The organism is Segatella bryantii, from assembly GCF_022024215.1.
GTDB lineage: Bacteria > Bacteroidota > Bacteroidia > Bacteroidales > Bacteroidaceae > Prevotella > Prevotella bryantii.
Window position 1 is genome coordinate 694003 of the sequence record NZ_CP091797.1, and the last position, 20389, is coordinate 714391.

Annotated in this window: 17 protein-coding genes; 3 read left to right on the forward strand and 14 right to left on the reverse strand. The window is 42.5% G+C overall.

All coding sequences use genetic code 11. The annotated features are described in order from the left end of the window. Positions 1–60: 60 nt before the first annotated feature. The 7 genes from L6471_RS02730 to L6471_RS02760 all read right to left on the reverse strand — a co-directional run bounded on the left by L6471_RS02730 (position 61) and on the right by L6471_RS02760 (position 6551). Complete coding sequence (locus L6471_RS02730; protein ID WP_074614097.1) at positions 61–1269, reverse strand: porin; 1209 nt, start codon at positions 1267–1269, stop codon at positions 61–63. Positions 1270–1323: 54 nt separating this feature from the next. Further along, a complete protein-coding gene (locus L6471_RS02735) occupies positions 1324–2376 on the reverse strand; it encodes a type II asparaginase (RefSeq protein ID WP_074549032.1) in 1053 nt (350 codons plus the stop codon). Between the two features lie 55 nt (positions 2377–2431). Next, positions 2432–3778 carry an anaerobic C4-dicarboxylate transporter family protein gene (locus L6471_RS02740; protein WP_237796776.1) on the reverse strand — a complete coding sequence of 449 codons (1347 nt, stop codon included), beginning with the start codon at positions 3776–3778 and terminating at the stop codon, positions 2432–2434. Positions 3779–3992: 214 nt separating this feature from the next. Then, complete coding sequence (locus tag L6471_RS02745) at positions 3993–4394, reverse strand: helix-turn-helix domain-containing protein (protein ID WP_051214727.1); 402 nt, start codon at positions 4392–4394, stop codon at positions 3993–3995. Positions 4395–4673: 279 nt separating this feature from the next. Beyond that, a complete protein-coding gene (locus L6471_RS02750; protein ID WP_094448439.1) occupies positions 4674–4937 on the reverse strand; it encodes a hypothetical protein in 264 nt (87 codons plus the stop codon). Between the two features lie 9 nt (positions 4938–4946). After that, positions 4947–5747 (reverse strand): KilA-N domain-containing protein, encoded by an 801-nt coding sequence (locus L6471_RS02755; RefSeq protein ID WP_094448438.1) that lies wholly within the window; start codon positions 5745–5747, stop codon positions 4947–4949. A 588-nt stretch (positions 5748–6335) separates the two neighbouring features. Then, positions 6336–6551: a hypothetical protein gene (locus tag L6471_RS02760; RefSeq protein WP_027454044.1), complete on the reverse strand. Its 216-nt coding sequence runs from the start codon at positions 6549–6551 to the stop codon at positions 6336–6338. 380 nt (positions 6552–6931) lie between these two features. On the opposite strand from L6471_RS02760, the gene L6471_RS02765 reads away from it, so the two are divergent. Continuing rightward, positions 6932–7564 (forward strand): hypothetical protein, encoded by a 633-nt coding sequence (locus L6471_RS02765; protein ID WP_094448436.1) that lies wholly within the window; start codon positions 6932–6934, stop codon positions 7562–7564. Between the two features lie 317 nt (positions 7565–7881). Here L6471_RS02765 and L6471_RS02770 read toward each other — a convergent pair whose 3' ends face one another. The 3 genes from L6471_RS02770 to L6471_RS02780 are packed head-to-tail and all read right to left on the reverse strand — an operon-like array spanning position 7882 to position 10202. After that, positions 7882–8748 (reverse strand): radical SAM mobile pair protein B, encoded by an 867-nt coding sequence (locus L6471_RS02770; protein ID WP_027454042.1) that lies wholly within the window; start codon positions 8746–8748, stop codon positions 7882–7884. Next, entirely contained in the window at positions 8735–9448 is a 714-nt protein-coding gene (locus L6471_RS02775) for a radical SAM mobile pair protein A (protein ID WP_237796777.1), read from the reverse strand. Before L6471_RS02775 ends, L6471_RS02770 begins: the two co-directional genes overlap by 14 nt. Next, a complete protein-coding gene (locus tag L6471_RS02780; RefSeq protein WP_074549024.1) occupies positions 9435–10202 on the reverse strand; it encodes an MBL fold metallo-hydrolase in 768 nt (255 codons plus the stop codon). Before L6471_RS02780 ends, L6471_RS02775 begins: the two co-directional genes overlap by 14 nt. Positions 10203–10344: 142 nt before the next feature. On the opposite strand from L6471_RS02780, the gene L6471_RS02785 reads away from it, so the two are divergent. After that, complete coding sequence (locus tag L6471_RS02785) at positions 10345–11238, forward strand: helix-turn-helix domain-containing protein (RefSeq protein WP_237796778.1); 894 nt, start codon at positions 10345–10347, stop codon at positions 11236–11238. Between the two features lie 123 nt (positions 11239–11361). On the opposite strand, the gene L6471_RS02790 is transcribed toward L6471_RS02785, so the two are convergent. From L6471_RS02790 to L6471_RS02805, 4 genes are all read right to left on the reverse strand, one after another. Continuing rightward, entirely contained in the window at positions 11362–12585 is a 1224-nt protein-coding gene (locus tag L6471_RS02790; RefSeq protein ID WP_237796779.1) for a DUF4861 family protein, read from the reverse strand. A gap of 151 nt (positions 12586–12736) precedes the next feature. After that, a complete protein-coding gene (locus L6471_RS02795; RefSeq protein ID WP_237796780.1) occupies positions 12737–13909 on the reverse strand; it encodes a TlpA family protein disulfide reductase in 1173 nt (390 codons plus the stop codon). Positions 13910–13913: 4 nt separating this feature from the next. Then, the gene (locus L6471_RS02800; RefSeq protein ID WP_237796781.1) at positions 13914–15320 is read right to left on the reverse strand and encodes a RagB/SusD family nutrient uptake outer membrane protein; all 1407 of its coding nucleotides are present in this window, start codon (positions 15318–15320) and stop codon (positions 13914–13916) included. Between the two features lie 3 nt (positions 15321–15323). Then, entirely contained in the window at positions 15324–18635 is a 3312-nt protein-coding gene (locus L6471_RS02805) for a SusC/RagA family TonB-linked outer membrane protein (protein WP_237796782.1), read from the reverse strand. 422 nt (positions 18636–19057) lie between these two features. On the opposite strand from L6471_RS02805, the gene L6471_RS02810 reads away from it, so the two are divergent. Further along, positions 19058–20362, forward strand: a complete 1305-nt coding sequence (locus L6471_RS02810; protein ID WP_237796783.1) for an acetylxylan esterase — start codon at positions 19058–19060, stop codon at positions 20360–20362. Positions 20363–20389 lie beyond the last annotated feature (27 nt).

A 20389-nucleotide genomic window follows, 5' to 3' on the forward strand; every position in this document is an offset into this window, starting at 1 on the left:
CTTTATTCAATTGATTATTGTATTAATAATGTTGAAAGTTTCTAATTCTATTCGTACAATTTAAAATACTTTTATTCTATACATGAAACCGAGTTCTATTCGATTGGTATTGTAGTTATCCAGTTCTGCAAGAGCCTTCGCCTGTTCGGTATACTTGCAGCTTCTTCCGATATAGGCCAGGAATACACGGAAATCTTGACTCTTCACAGGATAGTATTCTACACTTCCCGCATATAACCATGATTTACGATATTTATCGAAATTACCACCCTTTACTGTGGTTGTCTCATAACATCCCTTGAGCATCAGATTCCATTGTGGAGCAAACTGCCAGTTTAACTTGGTAATAAAACTGTTGTAGTGTACTTTACCGAGATGAACACCTGGCGCTGTCACCAATTCCGAAGTAGCGATGCCCAAACGATCCAGATCATCAAACTCGCCCATATAGTCGAAATACCACTGTATCTTGTCAAGATTTAACTTCTGACCAAGCGTGAGCATACGACTGTAATGACCTTCTGCCTGCGTCTGCAAGCCCCATGCCCAACGGGTCTGGAACTTATCTCCAAAGAAACTACCATTCCAGTTGACAATATAAGTAAGTGGAGTCTTAGCCTGTTTCAAATCGCGTAACCCCCTAGTACTTAAAGTCTTAGCACCTTCGCCATAGATATCTTCCAAACGGTCATTGTCGGTACGAGATATTTCCACCGCAATTTCCTGTGTTGGTACAGGTTTGAAAGAAACGACAGCACCTACCTGGAAATTGTCCATATAGTCTACCATATCAGAATACTGATAGATGTACATCGGGTTTTCATCAAATTCGAAGCCACCCCAGATCTGACACATCTTACCAGCCTGAACACCTATCTTATCATTAAACTGATAGCCAACCATCAAGATGTCGGTCGCTTTAGCAAAGTTATCATCTTTAGCAGCATTGCTCTTATTGAGACGATGACGAAAACGATAAGAGAGTTTGTCGGTAATATTACCTTTAATTTCTAATCGAGCCTGTTTATTCTTAAAAGTTGCTCCCCATTTGTCGCCCGTATCACCCGAGAAATCATTGATCTGTGCACTGGCAGCATAGTTAAAGTAGACATTGAAGGCATCCGTTTTTTTCTCGATTTTAGCTACTCGTTCAGCCAAACTTTCATAGTCTCCATCAGGGCCACCATTACGAGTATTATTACCTTGTGCATGAGCCGTCATCGCTAAACTTAGTAAAGCGGCAACCATAAAATATTTTCTCGTTTTCATAATTTTCAAATTTGAATGTGATGATGAACCAATACTATACGAATAAAAAATCCATTAATACTCATCAAAGTAAGTCTGAATCTTCTTCCAATCTCTGGTTTTGGTCAAAGCCAACATCAGAAGTACACGTGCCTTCTGCGGGTTAGCCCCCAATGAAGCGACAAACTCATATTTATCATCGTCAACCTCAGCATTCTTATTGGTAGGACCTGTAGCTACACGACTTGAACGAACGACATTGATACCGGCCTTGCGAGCCTTAAGCGCTACCTCGAATACATCTTTATAGAAGTTTCCATCGCCTACACCAGCTAAAACGATACCATCAAACTTCGCATCTACAAAAGCCTGCATCGGCAGTGGTGAAGCATTAGCATAACCATAAACGATACCTACCTGTGGCAGTTTGGTAAGATGAGTAACATCAAACTCAGAACGAGTACCGCACTTGGTAAGCGGAGCGCCCTGCAAATATACAGCTTTTCCATTATATACATAACCAATTTCACCATTAATTCCGCCCTTGAATGTTGCGCAATCGGTCGTATGCATCTTGATTACATCTTTAGCAGCGAAAAGTTCATTGTTCATACATACCATAACCCCATGCCCATTAGAGGCTGGTGTACAAAGGGCAGCAACACCATTATAAAGGTTAGCCGGACCGTCTGCACTGATGGCATTAGAAGGTCGCATACTACCCACCAGGATAACAGGTTTATCAGAGTGAACGGTCAAGCTCAAGAAATAAGCGGTTTCTTCCATCGTATCAGTACCGTGAGTGACGAGCACACCATCATATCCCTCTTGATTGAGCAGCTGGTTAATGCGATTCGCTAATTTCAGCCAAACCTGGTCGTTCATGTCCTGACTACCAATATTACTAAGTTGCTCACCATCGATATCTGCTAATTCTTTCACTTCAGGTACAGCATTCAGCAATGTCTGTATACCCACCTGACCTGCGCTATAAGCTGAAGAAGCAGCAGATGTAGCAACACCAGCTATTGTACCGCCAGTAGCAATAATATGAATTTTTGGTTTGGCAAAAGCAATGACCACCAAAAAACTAAATACCATAAGTAATGATAGACGTAAATGTTTCATAATCTTGCACTTTTAAGTTTTTATACTATAGATAACACTGTCTTGTAATAGGCCATTAGAGCAAATGGATGATCACGAAGGCAACACTGATAGAAACGACCGTAGTGATGAACCCAGCCACCTGGAAAGAGTGGTTAACCACATATCGTCCCACACGAGTACTGCCCGTTCTGTCGAAGCCAATAGCTGCTACCTCAGTCGGATAATTAGGCAGGAAAAAATATCCGTTACACGCTGTAAACATAGCAAGTAAATATAAAGGACTGATACCCAGCATAATGCCTAAAGGATAGATGGTACGAACAGTTGCAGCCTGAGAGAAAAGCATAATACTCATGACAAACAGTACGACTGCAAATAAGAAAGGAACACTCTGGATAAGACCCGAAAAATGGTTGACGAAGAAATCCTGATTATTCTTAAAGAAGGTATCTCCCATCCAGGCTACACCGAATATACTGACCATAGCATTCATACCTGCAGCAAACACATTGCCAGAAACAGTTTTCTGAATGCTGCCTTTTCCTACAAGCAAGATAAGAGCAGCATCGCTCATCATAATCATTTCTATCATATTATTCGTAGAAACCGCAGTCAACTGTCCATTTGCATCAACATAATGAGGACGAAATTCTGGGAAGAATCCGAAGAAGACGACTGCTATTACACCCAAGAAAAAGGCCCAAACAGCATACTTCGCCTGTGGGTTCGGATGCGTTTCTGCCTGATGTAGATTTTGTTCATCTGCAACAGGATCTATTTCGCCCGACTTCACTTTAGTCAAATATACAGGATCTTGAGCAAGTTCTTTACCGATATGGTTCTGAACGAAGGCAGCTGCTACAATGGCGATAAAAGATGCCGGCACACATACCAGGATCACATCACCGAGCTCGATACCCTTACCACCTAATATATCTGCACTGATAATGGCAGCGGTAGCAGCACTCACCGGACTACCTGTAATACCCAGCGACGCCGCTATGACACTAACACTCAGAGGTCGCTCAGGACGGATTTTCTTAGCTTGAGCGATTTCAGAGATAATAGGCAATAGCGAATAACAGGTATGGGCTGTACCGGCTACCAAACAGAAGAGCCAACAACAAAGTGGTCCATAGAAAGTAATATGATCCGGATGATGACGTAAGAACTTAGCAGCCTGACCTACCAGATAATCTAATCCACCTGTAGACTGTAAGGCAGCAGAAGCCACTATTACTGATACGATAATAAGCATGACGTCTATAGGCAAAGCTCCTGGAGCCAGTCCAAAACCGAAAACTAAGATGAGCGTTCCTACCATTCCGTAGATACCCATGCCGATGCCCCCGACTTTGGCCCCAATAAAAATACAGACGAGCACTAAAACTAATTGTATCAATACTAATGTTGTAACCATTTATTATGTCTTTAGATTGTTTGATTGCGAAAATTCGAAGTTTCTTCGATATATTGATGTGTTTTTACAAATATATATTTTATTTACATACCAAACAACCAAAATACACAGAAATATGCATATATTAACCTCTGTTAACATTTAAATTAGCAAATAGTAAGATGGAACACTAAAAAAGGTATATCAGACGTATCTGATATACCTTTTTGTCATTTTACTCCCAACATTTCAAGTGATATTGACGAGGAGTCAAACCCATAAATTTGGTGAACCAGTTGTAAAAAGACTGTCGGTTCGCAAATCCGACCAATTGATAGATATCTCCCACTTTACTATCTTGATATTTCTCGTCTTCCATGAGACTTGTAGCGGCCTCAACACGACAATGATTGAGAAAAGATCTGAAGCTACAGTTAAAGCGCTCTGCGAAAACCGCTGAGACATATCTGGTGCATGTACCCAAATCGTAAGCTAATTTGTCAATAGAGTAATCTGGTTCTTTATACTTCTCTTGAGCTAATAGTTCATACTTTACTTGGGAACATAACTCATCCAACTTGGCGGGGCACACTTGGAAACTGCGACCCCGTTGCTCTTGTACATTACCTTCTTGCATCTTTTTCTCTTAAATAGCTAACCTATTCGACTTTTCAGTCTGCAAAGATACAAAAAAAAACTTGTAAAAGTGAAGCGATTTTGGAAGATTAACGCATTTCGACCTAAAATAAAGGCAATCAAGGGAAAAACAAGGAACTTCAAATTGAAGGAGAAAGCAAATTAGGGAGGAATGCTGAAGGAGTTAGGTTGCCAAATCGTAACCCCAAAATTGGGTTCTGATGCAGGTTAATTGACAATGCAAATCAGAGCAGAATGCGCGTCTCTCACCGCTTGTTCATTACCCGTTTCTTATTCCACAAAGTGTTGCAAGCCTTAATACTGCTTGTTGAAGATAAATCGTGTCGTTAATGTCTGCCAGTCTTTTTGCTATATATTCTTTTTTTGAAGGACGAATGTGATTTGGCTTCCCTATATCGGGTAATGCATTGTCATATACGTCACGCGCTCCAAAGCTATTAAAGAAATCAACCCACTTTGTTCCCGTCATAATATCTTTGACGAGTTCTGAAATTTGCTTTATTGCAAATGGTGTTAGTTTCATCTTTTGTAATTACTTAAGTAGTTTTTTACTGCCATTTTCCTCTAAAATTCGAATCTGCTGAATGGCAATCTTATTTAGCTTTACGAGTCGTTCACCCTGTGGAATACCCTCATTGATGAGTACGGCATTGATACTCTCCATATTTGACAAGCATATCAATTCATTGATAGTGGCATAGTCGCGGATATTTCCTTTCAATTCGGGATTAGCCTCGCGCCATTGCTTAGCAGTCATTCCAAACATAGCTACATTTAGTACATCAGCCTCTTCGGCATAGATGATACTGGCCTGCGCTGGAGTAATTTCTTTAGGAATCAAATGGCTTTTGATGGCATCTGTATGAATATGGTAGTTAATCTTGGATAGTTCTCTTTTTGCTGTCCAGCCCAACATCTTTTGTTCTTCTGCTTTCAGACGCTGGTATTCTTTGACCAGTAGCAGTTGAAATTTCGGGCTTATCCACATGCCAAAGTGGTAGGCAATATCGCGATGGGCATAAGTACCACCATATCGTCCTGCCTTAGAGAAGATGCCAATGGCTCCAGTCTTTTCTATCCATGTCTTGACTGACAGAACAAAGTTATTGCTACCCGCCATATTTCTAATTGTACCGAATTCGGTACAATTAAAATTGGGATTATAGAGCATTTCCCATTCACCAAGGTACTCAATCGTACTTTTCAGACTGAGCCAACGGAAAATGATGTGCTCTTGCAATTGACTACGAGCCATATCGGTCAGCGAAATGTAGTCATCGTCATTGTGCGATACGACGGTTATCTCAGTATTTTGGACATTAATCTTTGCCATAAGTGATCTATCTGTTATGAATTATGTGTGTAAAGGTAGTAAAATAAATCGAAACATAAGAATAATCCGCATAAAAATCAGTAAAAGGACGTAGCCTAATACGCACCTTTATGCCATGTGCCACAAAAGATGCCGCAATCAATTCAATGGTGTTGAGCAAGCTCAGATAAAAAAGATGTGAATAGATTTGGCTCGTTCGACAGAAATGATTACCTTTGAGACGATGTCTCAAAGGTAATCACGTTCGAAAATACTCAAATAAATTTGGTATTTTGCTCACTTATTCGTAACTTTGCACCCGATGATGAGTCATAAAACGGCTGGAGGCTCAGCGTCGGGTGTTCATTGAAAGCAATTCATAGCAGAATGTGGAATTGAGTACGGTTACCAAATCGTAACCCTGTTTTCTTCCAATTCCCCAGACTGCCTTTATACAAAGAAAAGCTGAGAAATCTTGCAAAGATACAAAAAAATGCGAATATTAATCTACGGGTACCAAAAAAGTTAATCACTCTAATTCATATCTTGGTATGAGCAACATAATCTGAGAAACATAGTAAGCTATCAGCTAATCTCGTTTCAGATGGTTTACCTTATAACAATTCCCTTCTGATGTGTTTTCTCTTGTTTTCTCTTATACATATCATCTATGAACTGCTTTCTCAGTAGCCACTGCTTTAGGAAAATTTTAGATTTCGTTTTTACCATAACTATTTTTCCCGTGCGAGGTGCTACTAAGTCATAGATTGGTCCATCTTTCAATATATTTATAGAAACAACATCAGCTGTATCTATTTTAGCCATATCTTCATCACCAATTTCAACACCATCAACAAATATAATAGGGTACGCAAGTGTTACAGAATCGATATCGCTGTCCCATGTTATGACAAGAAATCTTGTTTTAAATAATTAGTTTCTTTAACATATTTCTCCATCCTTGCATTATAGGATAGCAATGAGGTATGCACTTTTAACTATGCTGAGTAGTTACAGTACGAAAATAAATATATGAATCAGTCATTATATATTAATAGAGTATAATTTATGTTATACAGGTGAAAATATCTAATCGAAAAGTACAACATATTGCTTTACGTAGTACCTTTGAACCAGATAACTATCGTAAAATTCATTTACTGTTTTTGTAAACTAAATAATAATCATGAATAAATAAAATACGGATGAAATTTAATGTATTGTATGAGGGCGCATTTCATTTCAATGGTAGCAAAGGCTCCAAAAAATTTATTATACTTTCATTATTGTTATCTTCTTGTGGTTTACCTTATTGTCATAAAGTACAACTGACGGAGGATGATTTGTCGTGGATAAATCATTATCATGAGAATGATACAATCTTATATAAGTCAAATCATAACAATAGGGATACGTTAATTGTTAAGCGTGTTGGTATAAATAATCCAAGGAATACTTTTATTCTTGATACCGAAGGTCAAAACTGGATAGAAGGTGATAATGAGTATTATGGATTTGCTTATGTTGATATGATGTTAAAACATTCTCCTGATACTTTCCACATAGGATTTGAAATAGAACGAAATGATAGAAATGGCAAACTCATTAATGGTTGCATTTTCTGTGAGTGGAGTTGGTTATATAAAAAAACGGATCTAGTATGTGTTAAAATTGGTCGGAAGTACTATAAAAATTGTATTCGAAGAGATATTACTCAAATGGAGCGCAATTATGGAGAACAGTCCAGTATTGGTTTAAAAGAAGTAATATGGAATAAAAAACTTGGATTGCTTCAATATTCTTTAGAAAACGGAGAAAAATTTATGATCCAAAAATAAATATTTTCTCGTCCATACAAAAACACGGAAAGTGTTTTTGTATGGACAGCCTACAATGAAACAACGAACATCTATGCTGAGGTGAATTTGGAAATGAAAGCCAAAGCCTTGCTGAATTCATAACACCTCAATGACTACAACCGCTACGACGCTAAGATGATAGATGCCCGGCATAAGGAAGAGATGCGCGACACGCAATTCCCCAAGGATTTGGAGCGGGCATACGAGTTAGAGAAACGGCTTGTTAATGCTGCAAAATAAAACCGCATACGGCAGTATTGTACGTATGCGGCAATATAATTGAAATCGAAGTCATGCTATCGCGTCAGCCTGATTTCCTCGTGGTAGAAATAGTTGACCACGACGGGATGGCCATACTCTGAGCGACCATAGGGCAGGTCGTTGATGACGTAGGGCATCTGGTGCTCCTTCGTGTAGGCTTCCACCTGCAGGGCGAGCGTCTGCCAGTAGTCACGGCGCTTGCGCTTGTAGATGTCGTCGTAGAGCGGTAGCAGGTCGGGATGCTCTTCGCGGATGTACTGCATGATGGTGGGCTTGAACTGTCCGCGAAGGTTCAGGTTCTCCAGCCATACAAGGTCAGAATAATCCTTAACACGCTCGATGATGGCAAAGACATCGGTAATGCCTGGGAAGATGGGTGACACGAAGCAGACGGTGCGGATGCCCGACTCATAGACCTGCTTCATTGCAGCCAGTCGTCGCTCGATGCTGGGCGCATCGTCCATCGCTTCCTTGAACTGCTCGTCGAGGGTGTTTACAGACCACGATACCGTGACGCGTTTGAACGTTTTCAGCAGGTCGAGGTCACGCAACACGAGGTCGCTCTTCGTGGTGACGATAATCTCGCAGTCGGCACCCTGTAGCTGTTCCAGCAGTGCACGGGTACGCTTGTATTCAGCCTCCTGCTCGTTGTAGCCGTCTGTCACCGAACCGATGACGATGCGCTCGCCGTCGTACTTGTGCGGATTGGTTATGGCAGGCCAGTACTTCACGTCGAGGAAAGTCCCCCACGGCTCGGTATGACCTGTGAAGCGCTTCATAAAAGAGGCGTAACAGTACTTGCAGGCATGGGTACAGCCCACGTACGGATTGACGGAATAACCGCCCACAGGCAACGATGACTTTGTCATCACCGACTGCACTTGTTTGTCATTTATAATCATAACCCTGTTGTTTTAATACATCCTTAAATTCCTGTGGCAACTCCTGTACCATATTTGCCTCCCCCATAATGGGAACGAGGTCTTCCTTCATGAAAACGGGAATGTTCAGCCGGTGTGCCTGTTCTGTCAAATTCTCCACCCAACTGACTTCCGACACGGCCTTGCCCTTGCGCTTACCCGTTTCCGTTCCTATCACAATCCAGCTAATGCCGTGCAAGTCAACCTCTCCAATATCGTTGAACATCGGCTCGAAGGTGACATGCAGGTGAGTTGAACCTACATTCTCCCGCAACTGGTCGATACGCTGCTTTTCCTTCGAAGAGGTCACCGTGACTCCAAACCATCCGTTGTCGGGTGTAACTGACATGTGCAGCAGGTCGGGCCGTTTACTGAGAAACAGATATTGGTGCTGCACGTTCTGGCGCATCTTGTCGAACACCAGTTCACGCCATTCGTCTTTCCACCCCGCGAGGTCACTCATGCCTGTCAACAGCCAGTTGTGGGGCTTCGGATTGCCCATCAGCCGCAGCTTGCCAGGATAGAATTCCGGCACAGAGAAATCGTCTGTAATGTGGTAGCGACGACAATTGTTGCGGGCATAGCAATAACTACAGCCGATATTACAGCCAATCACAAGATTCATGTTCTGAATCAGGTCTTTGATACAAACACTCATCGTCTCTCGTTTACTTGCTGACATTTACGCTCTCACCGTCCTCGGGAATGTGGACGCGCCCAGCCACTCCATGCTCCCTGGCAGCCTGAAGGAGTGCGGCACGGGTGACGTGATTGTGGTTCACGCCCTCCAGGTGGGTGGCCACGAAGGTGGCCTTCGGTGCGTAGTCCATCGTCTTCAGCACATCGGGAATGTGCATGATGACATGCCCTCCCACATGAAACTTGTTGCCGCCAGCATTGACTATCACCACATCGGGCTGCCAGCGGTCAAGGTTGCGACGCACACCACTATACCAGATGGTGTCGCCAGCCAGATAGGTCGTAGGCTCCGCAGGGTGCTGGAACACATAGCCGCAGGTGTGGCCGGCCATCGGCAGCATCCACCAGTGGCCGTGATGGCTCTCAGCCTTCGACAGACGAACATCGCCCAGCTGCATCTCGCCCTCAATCACTTTCACCTGCTTGAACCCATGCGACACGACCACCTCACGGTCCAGCTCGTCCTGCACGACGATGAGCATTTCCTTCGGCAGCTGCTCATAAGCGGCATCGTCTATGTGGTCAGTGTGCAGATGGGTCAGCAACACGCAGTCCACATCCCTTAATAGTTCGTCCACCGTCATCGGCAGGTCGTGAATCGGGTTGCGCAATTCCTGATGGTGCGAGAACGGGAACGGAGGCATACAGCCCTTTTCGCCCAGCATGGGGTCTATCAGCATCACCTTACCGGCATACTCAATCTTAATCGTAGCGTTTCTAATCTGTTGAATCTTCATGTTCTTTTCTGTTTTTTTGATTTCTGGGTGCAAAGGTATGGCGAAATGTTAAAGATGTCTATACCAGAACAACATGTTGTTATGCCATTTTGATAAATCACGCTTTTTTCGTACCTTCACAGCCGAAATCATATAAAGAGGTATGGCAAAAACAACATACAGGCTCGTAGAGGTGCCTTTCAGCAAGACTGAATGTGGTGTAGATTTCTTTATCAACACCGCCCATGGCAGTGAGCGGAGGGGCGTGCTGACGGAATACCCCGTGTTCAAGACCGATTTTTTCGAGATGTTCTTCTTCCGTAAGGCCAATGGCTATCTGTTGCTGGGCTACCAGAAGATAGAACTGCGCGATGGCATGGTGCTCATCCTGAAGCCCCACCAGCAGCAGGAATGGCACATTGACGAAGATGCCCTCAACTACGATTTCCTTATCTTCCGCAACGACTTCATGCGTACGTTTATTGCCGACAAGTTCTTTGTCTATCGCCTGCAGTACTGCCAGCAGACCGACACGCCACCATACTTCATGGCAACAGCCGACGAACTGACGGAATACGAACGGCTGCTGAAGAAAATCCGCAGCGAACTGCGCCAGCCTGTAGCCGACAGCTACCATATCATCGTCAGCGTGCTCTACTATCTACTGGCCGTCTTGAACCGACGCTATACCGAGACATATAGTCTGCCCTTTGAACTGCCGAAGAACCACTACGCTTTCCTGTTTGTGGAACTGATGGAGCAGCACATCCGCGACCTGCAGCGTGTGCAGGAATATGCCAACCTGATGCACGTCAGCCGGGTGACGCTTAACCAGAGCGTCATGGCGCAATATGGTGTTCCAGCCACCGTCCTGCTGAAGCAACGCCTGCTGGCCGAAATCAAGAACGGACTGTTGTTCAGCCACAAGACGGTCAGCGAGATTGCCTACGACTTCCACTTCTCAGAGCCTTCACATCTGATGCGGTTCTTCAAGAAAGCCACAGGCAAGACGTGTACACAATTCCAGCAAGAATACGAGAATGGAACGTTTGAATAACTCTTTTAGGTAAATTTCAATTTATGAAAGCTATGAATCTCCAGTTGCTGCGTAAGATCAGTTACTTATAATAGTAGATTACATCAATAATCACAAATAAACTATAAAACAATCAAGGCTTGGTTAGAGAGTATGGGTAACCGCTAAAGGCTCTCGAATATTCTGCATCGCATACTTAGCATGTAATTTCCAGTCTTCCAGACTGATTATTCCACTACCACTCCAACCGGCTCCGAAATAATAAGTATAAGGTTGGTTATTCTGCTGATGATGTATACCAATAAGATGTCCTATGGCACCATCATGCTTCTGACTGAAAGTCTGCAGTTGGGTCTTTTCTACTCCTTCAGGAAAAAGTATGCCGACATATACTTGTGAATTATTCACCTTCATAGCATCTGTGGGGTCAGCATAAAGGAGCATATCTTTACTCTTTTCGTACGATGTTACGTCTTCTTCGTGTATCGGGAAACCGGTTGCCAAGTGATAATCACCCTTCATGCCTTCATACCATACCGTGAGCTTATTGAAATCTGAACCTCTGTCGAGACTAACCAGACGATGCTCCTCAACATTCTTATGGACACCAATGGTTGACTTATTATAAATAAGGTGCACCGTAAAGCGTAGCGGACCCTCATCGAGTATTTCATAATCACGATAGCAATAAGGCATAACCAAACTATCACCCAGGAGGATACTTGGTGCACCTAAACCTAATGTCGCACCTACACGATAGGCATCTAACCCATAGCCGTGGTCTACATGGAACGATTGCGACGTAAAAATGGAATCGCCTTCAGCTTTTCTGCCTTGCTTACGAAGAGCCTGTGCTTTCTTCCATCCATCGTTATGCTGAAAGTATCGTTGTGCAACTACAAGTTCTGGCGTATTCTTAACCCAAACATCTGTACCGAATGATCGCTCACCACTCCGTTGCAGAGCGGGACCATACATCCGATAGGCACACTTATCGTTCTCCCAAGCCATGTCGTCTGCTCTTTGTGGATATTGAGCACCGGCAGTCCATGCACGATACGTATTCGGGGTTCCTCTTTCCACCGTAAACTGGGCCTTACCATGGGGGCGAACCATCGCATATACAAGCAGTTTACCGTCATGGGTAACCTGACTTTCCACCTGCTGTCCTAACACATTCCGAACGAAGACCTGCTGATTCCGCCCTACCTTCAGCGGTTGCACATCAACCAGCAGTTCTGCAGGTATCTCCACCACCTCCTGGCGTTGACGGTTAGTTGGATTAGAAATCGTAATTTTTACTTTTTGAGCAGCTCTTGCATGAAAAGTAAACAAAAGGAAAAAGAGGATCAACCCATATTTTTTCATGTTATCTTAGATTTTTTTTGAAATACTGCACAAAAGTACAAATATTCTCCGAAGTTGACAAATGAATAAAAACAAAAAAACCGTCACTAGCATTAGCGACGGTTCCTAAAAATCGAATAAAAAAAGTATTTACTTTACAGACTATCTGTGATTATTTCAACAATTCAGCGAGCTTATTACGAAGAGACTCACCACGAAGATTCTCTCCAACAATCTTGCCCGTAGCCACATCAACAAGAAACATTGCCGGAATCGTCTTCACCTTATAGGCATTGGCGATACCACTCTTGTCGATACCATTTGGCCAAGGCAGCTGTTCTTCCTTCAGAGCCTTTTTCCAGGCAGCATCACTTCTATCAAGCGATACAGAGATAATCTGCAAACCCTTGGCAGCATAATCAGCATATACCTGTTTCAGATTAGGAATCTCCGCTCTACAAGGACGACACCAGCTGGCCCAAAAATCGATAAGCATATATTTCTTACCTTTAATCAACTTACGTGAAGGAGTCTTCTTGCCATTCTGATCGAGCACGTCGAATTCTGAGTAAGCCTGTCCCATGAAACCCTTTGGATAAACCTGTTCCTTCAAACACTTACCATAAAACGAATTCTTGGCAGCATCAGATAACTCATCATAACCCGCACGATTTTCTGGGGTAAAATAGGTATAGGTATCCAACTGCATGAGTGGACTCCAAAACGTCTCCCTGTTAGCCGCAAACCGTTTAGGATACTCCTCATGAAGCAGTTTAAAGAATTCACTATCAAACTTGATCATCTGTTGGTATTCAGCAGACTGCTGGAGAGCCTTGACCGTAGCAGTATCCTTTGCTTCATACGCCTTATTGATTTGATCGTTAACCGACTTGAAAGCATCATGATAAGCCTTATTATACAGATTAAGATAAGACTTAAAGGCACCTATCTTTATCATATATTCAGCATGCGTAGGCGAATCGAATACCTGCTGTTTTTCCTCGTTACCATTGATATACTCCACACCTTGACTGACAATACGCTTAGCCGTAACATAAGCAGACACGTTCTCCCCTTTCGTTGTCATCAGATGGAGTAATCTGCCATCATTACCCTTTACACGAAAATCAATCATGCGGGGTTCAGTAACCGGCAAATTGAAAACAGCCTGTCCATTTTTAAGAACAGCCTCAGCGATAGGCTTTTCATCTTGAAAGGTACAACCGATTTCTGCGGTAATAGCTGTACCATCAGCCACATCATTTACATGAAGCGTTACAGAGCTCTGGGCATGAATGCCCAGAACTGCAGCTACAAACAAACTGCTTAAAACTATTTTTTTCATCTTATTACTTTTCTACATTTTGTGTGAAACTACCATTACCACTATTTTCTAAAGCACCCTGTGGGAAAGGCATAGTCCACATATAACTATCAGGAGCAATACTATAAGTTTTTCCACCCTCCTCACGAGTTAGAGTTTCAGCTGTTGCCGCATCGAGGTTGAGACGGCGGCGATCCATAAATGGTACAATCGTCTGAATAAGAGCATCACTCTTGGTACGGATAATCGCTTTCACAGCTTCAGTCTCTGATGAGGCGGTAATATCGTGATATTCCGAAGCAAGGATACGTTTAGCACGTACATCGTTTAAGATTTTCAAACCACCAGCGATGTCGCCAGTACGAACCAGACACTCGGCTTTGATGAGCCAAACCTCAGTAGTAGTAATGCCACCTTTATTATAATAACCGCTCAAGATACGGTCATAATACGTTTCACTACCGACAGTACGAAGTTTAAAACGAGAAGCAAACTGAACGTCACCCTTCTCCACCTGCTGTCCACGCCACTCACTCACCTGGAATTCATAGCCACTATAACTGTTAGAACCATTACAGAAATAGTAATTTTCTACCCAGTCATGCCCCATAGGTGATAAATTAGCCTGATAAACCCCGGGCTGCTCAATAATAGACTGATGCTCACTATAAAACTGTGTCCAGTCGAACAAATCATCATGACGACTTAACGCTTCGTCAGCAGCCTGCAGAGCCTGAGCATAGTTACCCATCGTAAGATAAGTACGAGCTAAGAGAGCATACCCTGCAGCCTTATTGGCATAGAGAACGTTGAGCGAAGTTTCAGGTAAATCAACAACCGCTTCGGTCAAATCATTTACAATAAAATCGTATACCCCCTGCACACTGAGCTGTGTGTAAGGTGCACTGACATTAGCACTGGTGATAACCGGTACCCCCCCATCTGTAGCAGCTGTAGCTGCCTGATAAGGCTTACTATAATAATTTACCAAAGTGAGATATCTACTAGCACGAAGGAATTTAGCCTGCGCCTTAGCGATAGCCTTTTCTGAATCTGTCGCCGTCGTCGCATCGACATTCTCCAAGATGAGGTTAGCTGTAGAAACAGCAGCATACCCATTGTAGTAAGTTGTCTCGTCACTATTATTCTCCTTGATACGATCAATAGACGTATCCCAGAAATAATTCGCCTTCCATAGAGGATAATAACTTTGGTATGATATCGTAACATAGCGATCGTTCAGAAGAACAGAAGCCTGTGTAATATCCTCACGATGATTGGTATATTCATCAGCCAAGAGCGTCGTGAAGTCGCTCAGCGATGTTGGTATCTTCTGGCCCTTTGGCACATTGTTTAGATAATCAGAACAACTCACCAGTGTACCTGACAAGGTCAGACCGAAAAGGGCTATTTTAATTATATCTTTTATCATTGCTTATAAGTCTAAATAGAGTCCGAATACATAGTTTGGTGCCTGATTACCGGCGAGCATATAATGTGCAGTCTTACTCTTGGCGATGGTAGCCACATTCTCCACATCCAACTGCAAACGTACATTTGACAAATGAGCCAGATGTACCCACTGGCGTGGCAAAGTATAGCTCAGTGAGATATTACTCAATTCCCAATGACTCATATCGTATACATTAGCATCGCTGTAATAGTAGATAGAACGACTGTCATAATTGAACAGAGGACTTTCGCCATATACCACACGTGGCACATCTGTATTGGTATTCTGTGGAGTCCAGGCATTCATAATGCTACTATTAACAGGTGCGATAGACGCAATATAGCTACCCGTTGCCGAATTATAGTTATTACTAAACATCGGCAGATCTGTATTACGAGCTTTGTAACCACCCATATAAGTAGCCAGTACACTCAATGAGAAGCCCTTATAATGTGCACCCAGTTTGATACTTGCCAAAGAAGTTGGAGTGTTGCTTCCCAAATAGTGGATAGATTCAAGATCACCAGGACTATAGGTTACAGCTTTGCCTTCAGCATCATATATCTGTGGCAAACCCTCTTCACTCAGACCGGCAAAGTGATAGCCATAAAGTCCATTATAAGAGTTACCGATTACCGGATAAGCCTCAGGATAGTCTAACTGTAAATAATATACAGGAGCCGTTACATTGACATAGGTTACCTTATTTTGATTATAGCTATAAGTCAGGCTACCATCCAAACGGAAGTCTTTGGTACGCACGATATCGCCCCCGAGTGTCATTTCGAAACCCCTGTTGCGCATTTCTCCGTTGTTAATTTTATAGGTAGAATAGCCCCAACCCTCAGTAGGTACACCCATTGTGTTGGCCAGCAAGTCACTACCCTTCTTGTTGTAGTATTCGATGCTACCATAGAGACGTCCTTTCAGCAAATCGAAGTCGATACCAATATCAGTAGTAGTAGTCTTCTCCCAGCGTAAGTCAGGATTAGGACGACTGTTGATACTGCCATACTGACCACCCACATTATTATTGTTATAATAACCCGCTGTCATATATGGAGCAGCATCCTTAGCGATATTACCAGCGATACCATGAGAGAATCGTAGTTTCAATCGATCTACCCAACTGACATGAAACCAATCTTCCTTATCGATATTCCAGGCAAGACCCATACTCCAAATAGGCTTATTCTGATACTCAGAGTTAGTACCCCAAAGATTAGAACGATCCCATCTCACACTGGCAGACGCTACATATTTGTCGTCGTAAGTATAAGCAGCATTCGCATAAAACGAGATATATCGATTATCGAGGTTACGCATATAAGCGAAATTTCCTTCCTGCAGACCATAGCCCCCCATCAGACCGGCGATGCTGCTGAGTGCAGTCTGGTCTATCAGAGAGTAACTTAACATATCATCATCATAGTTGTAAAGAGTGCTGTTATCATAGTCTATGATAGAGCGACGAACCTCATGACCGGCCAAGGCGACAACATTATGCTTACCACCAAAGGTCTTATCGAAATTCAACTGATGACGGAAGATATACGATTGTCTGTTCTGATTAGCACGATAATAGATATTGCCATAAGGAATATTATAGGTAACAACACCGTTACCATTGTCTGTAGCATACTGATTAACCAGATTACGCACATAATAACTTTCCTTGTCATACAACAGTTTTTCGCGATTCATCGAATACTCATACTGGAACATCACATTATACTTGAGCCAGCTTGTCAAATCTACATCCAGTTTACCATACACACGGTCAGTGAAAGTCTTCGTACGGTCCAGATTACGACCTATCTCGTCGAGTGGTGTGATATCCATTGAGTAGAGACCATACTTATTAAGAATAGCCAGACGGCTGCTCGTTAAGCGATCTTCCTGTGTATATACCGTGTTCGTACCATCCTCATTCTTCAGACCATCATAAGGTTCATAGGTATAGCTGGCAGATAAAGGATCGAATGTCTGGCGCTGAGTACTCTCGATAAAAGCATAATTACCTACGGTGAAATGCAACCATGGAGTAATCGTCAGACGGTCTTTGATATCAAGAGTCCAACTATTGTCTTTATCATACTTGTTATGCTGCTTATTTGTACGATAAGCCAGCGAAGCACGGAAGTTATTACTATCAGTAGCCTTACCCACACTCAGATGATACTGTTGATAGAAAGCATCTCGCTTGGCATATTTTTCGACATCCTTATAATAGCGATAGCCAAGACCAGATAACCGAGCAAGCGCCGAATTCATTTCACTCTCAGAGATCTGACCAGCATAATATTTCAGAATATTACGAATACCCTGACTCTGATATACATTATTCGTGAGCAGATTTTGAGCATAAGCCGATGCTCCGTCACCCTTTAAGTTGGGATTATCAGAAGCCCATAACTTCTCCAGATTAACGATATCACTCGAATTCGTAAGTCGATCATAGTCATAACTATAAGGATTCCAGACCAGATTCATGGAGAAGTTCACATCCACCTTTTTGTTCTTTCTCGCATTCTTGGTCGTAATGACGATAACGCCATTAGCAGCACGTGCACCATAAATACTGGCAGCAGAAGCATCCTTAAGAACTGTTACACTCTCGATATCATCGATATTAAGAGAAGGAATGCTCTCTGTGATACTTCCCGTACTCGAATAATTCGTATTCTCGATAGGGAAACCATCGACTACATACAAAGGTGTAGCCACACCATTCATCGTAGAGATACCACGAATCTGATTATTCTGGGTATTATAACCAGCTATTTCACCTTGGAGTAGAGATGACAAATCACTAAACCGCTTATCTTGCAAGTCTGTGCTAGTTACTTTAGCAAAAGCACCCGTAGTACGCTCTTTACTCAAGGTCTGGTAACCAGTTACCACCACCTCGTTAAGCATACTCTTGTCTTCTGTCAAAACAAAATGATTATCATTTTCATGTGAGCGAAGCGGAATAATAGCCGTCTTCATGCCCACGTAACTCACTTGCACCTCTTTACATTCTTTCGGAACATAAAATTCATAGTGACCATCCGCATCGGCAATGGTACCATACGGACTACCAGGTACATTAACTGCAGCACCTATCAAGGGCTCACCATTCTCATCGGTTACCGTTCCTGTAACATGTTTCAGATCTTCTTTTTGCTGTGCAACTGTCGGAAGAGAAGCATGATGTTCTGCAGCATATCCTGCAATGCTTGATACAGATGGCAACACTAATAGACAGGTCGTCAATAACGTCCCTGGCCTGTTCAACCAAAAGTCTCTCATAAAGTAATTTTGTTCTCTTAAACTTTAAAAATATTACTAAATACCTTAGTTATTGTGTCTCTAATAATTGGCTACAAAAATACAATATTTTAACTATACTATATAAGCATTACAGTTATTTGAACCTGATTCATCCTAAAAATACCACGATATTGGTATATAATTAGTGGTTTCATCATACTATTCTCGTCAAGTCGCCCGGAAGTATGCCGCATAATGACTTCTATGCGGCTCTATTTTCACTTAAAAGAATTCAGTTATTTAGATCACTAGTGTCCACTAAAAAGTGGTCCTAGTCAAAAAAAAGTACAAATTCACACCATTATGCTTACTATCTTGATTTTTTTATTTACTTTTGCATCAACTATTTGAAAACAGCAAAAACCTACATGTAACATATTTTTTTTAAAACAAATCTAGTTATGAAACGATATTCAGTATTATTGATGTTCTGCCTATCTCTCCTTTTCACCATGAAAAGTGTACATGTTCAGGCAGAAAATTATCCGTATCGTAGTGATGTACTGTGGACCACTATTCCCAACCATGCCGACTGGCTTTATAAGGCCGGAGAAAAGGCTACCATTGAGGTAACCTTCCTTAAATATGGTATTCCTCGCGATTGTGAAGTGGAATTTCAGCTTGCACAAGATATGCTCAAACCATTTAAAAATGGAAAGGTACATCTTAAAAACGGTCGAGCCAAAATTGAGGTAGGAACAATGAACAAACCGGGATTCCTCGACTGCGTATTAAAGGCCAACGTGGATGGTACAGTTTATACCCACCATGTCAAAGTAGGCTTTTCGCCTGAAAAATTAACCCCAACTACCAAGAACCCTTCTGATTTTGATATTTTCTGGCAAAAGACACTTCAAGATGCCCGAAAACAACAACCATTAGAATATACCATGAAGAAGGTGGAGCGTTATTCTGACCAAGAAATCGACTGTTATCTGGTGAAACTCAAAGTGGACCGTACTCATAGTGTATATGCCTATCTTACCAAACCGACTAAGAAAGGTTCATACCCTGTTGTACTCTGTCCACCGGGAGCAGGAGTGAAAACCATCAAGGAGCCTATGCGTCATAGCTACTATGCCCGTAATGGCATGATTCGTATGGAAATGGAGATTCATGGTATCAATCCAGAACTGTCTGAAGAAGACTTCAAGGACGTGCGTTCGGCTTTCAGCGAGTATCTTGATATGGGGCTTGATAATCGTGAGAATTATTACATGCGTCATGTATATACAGCCTGCGTAAGGGCGATAGACTTCCTTACCTCGCTCGATGAATGGGATGGCAAGAATACAATCGTACAAGGAGGTAGTCAGGGAGGAGCACTAAGTCTGATTACAGCTGCACTCGATAAGCGTGTTACGCTGTCGGTGGTTAATCATCCGGCTTTGAGCGAAATGGCAGGTTACGCAAATGGAGGAACTGGTGGCTATCCTCATTTCGTGAAGAAAAATGGTATGCTGACTCCAGAGAAGATCAAGACGATGGCGTATTATGATGTTGTCAACTTTGCACGCCGCATCACCTGTCCGGTCTACATGACGTGGGGATTTAACGACAACACCTGTCCACCTACGACGAACTACATGGTATGGAATCTGCTTCAAGGACCTAAAGACTCACTCATTACTCCGATTAATGAGCATTGGACAAGTGACGCTACAGAATATGGACAGATGGTCTATATCAAAAATCATCTGAAATAAGTATCGCCAGAATACATCCTAAAGAAA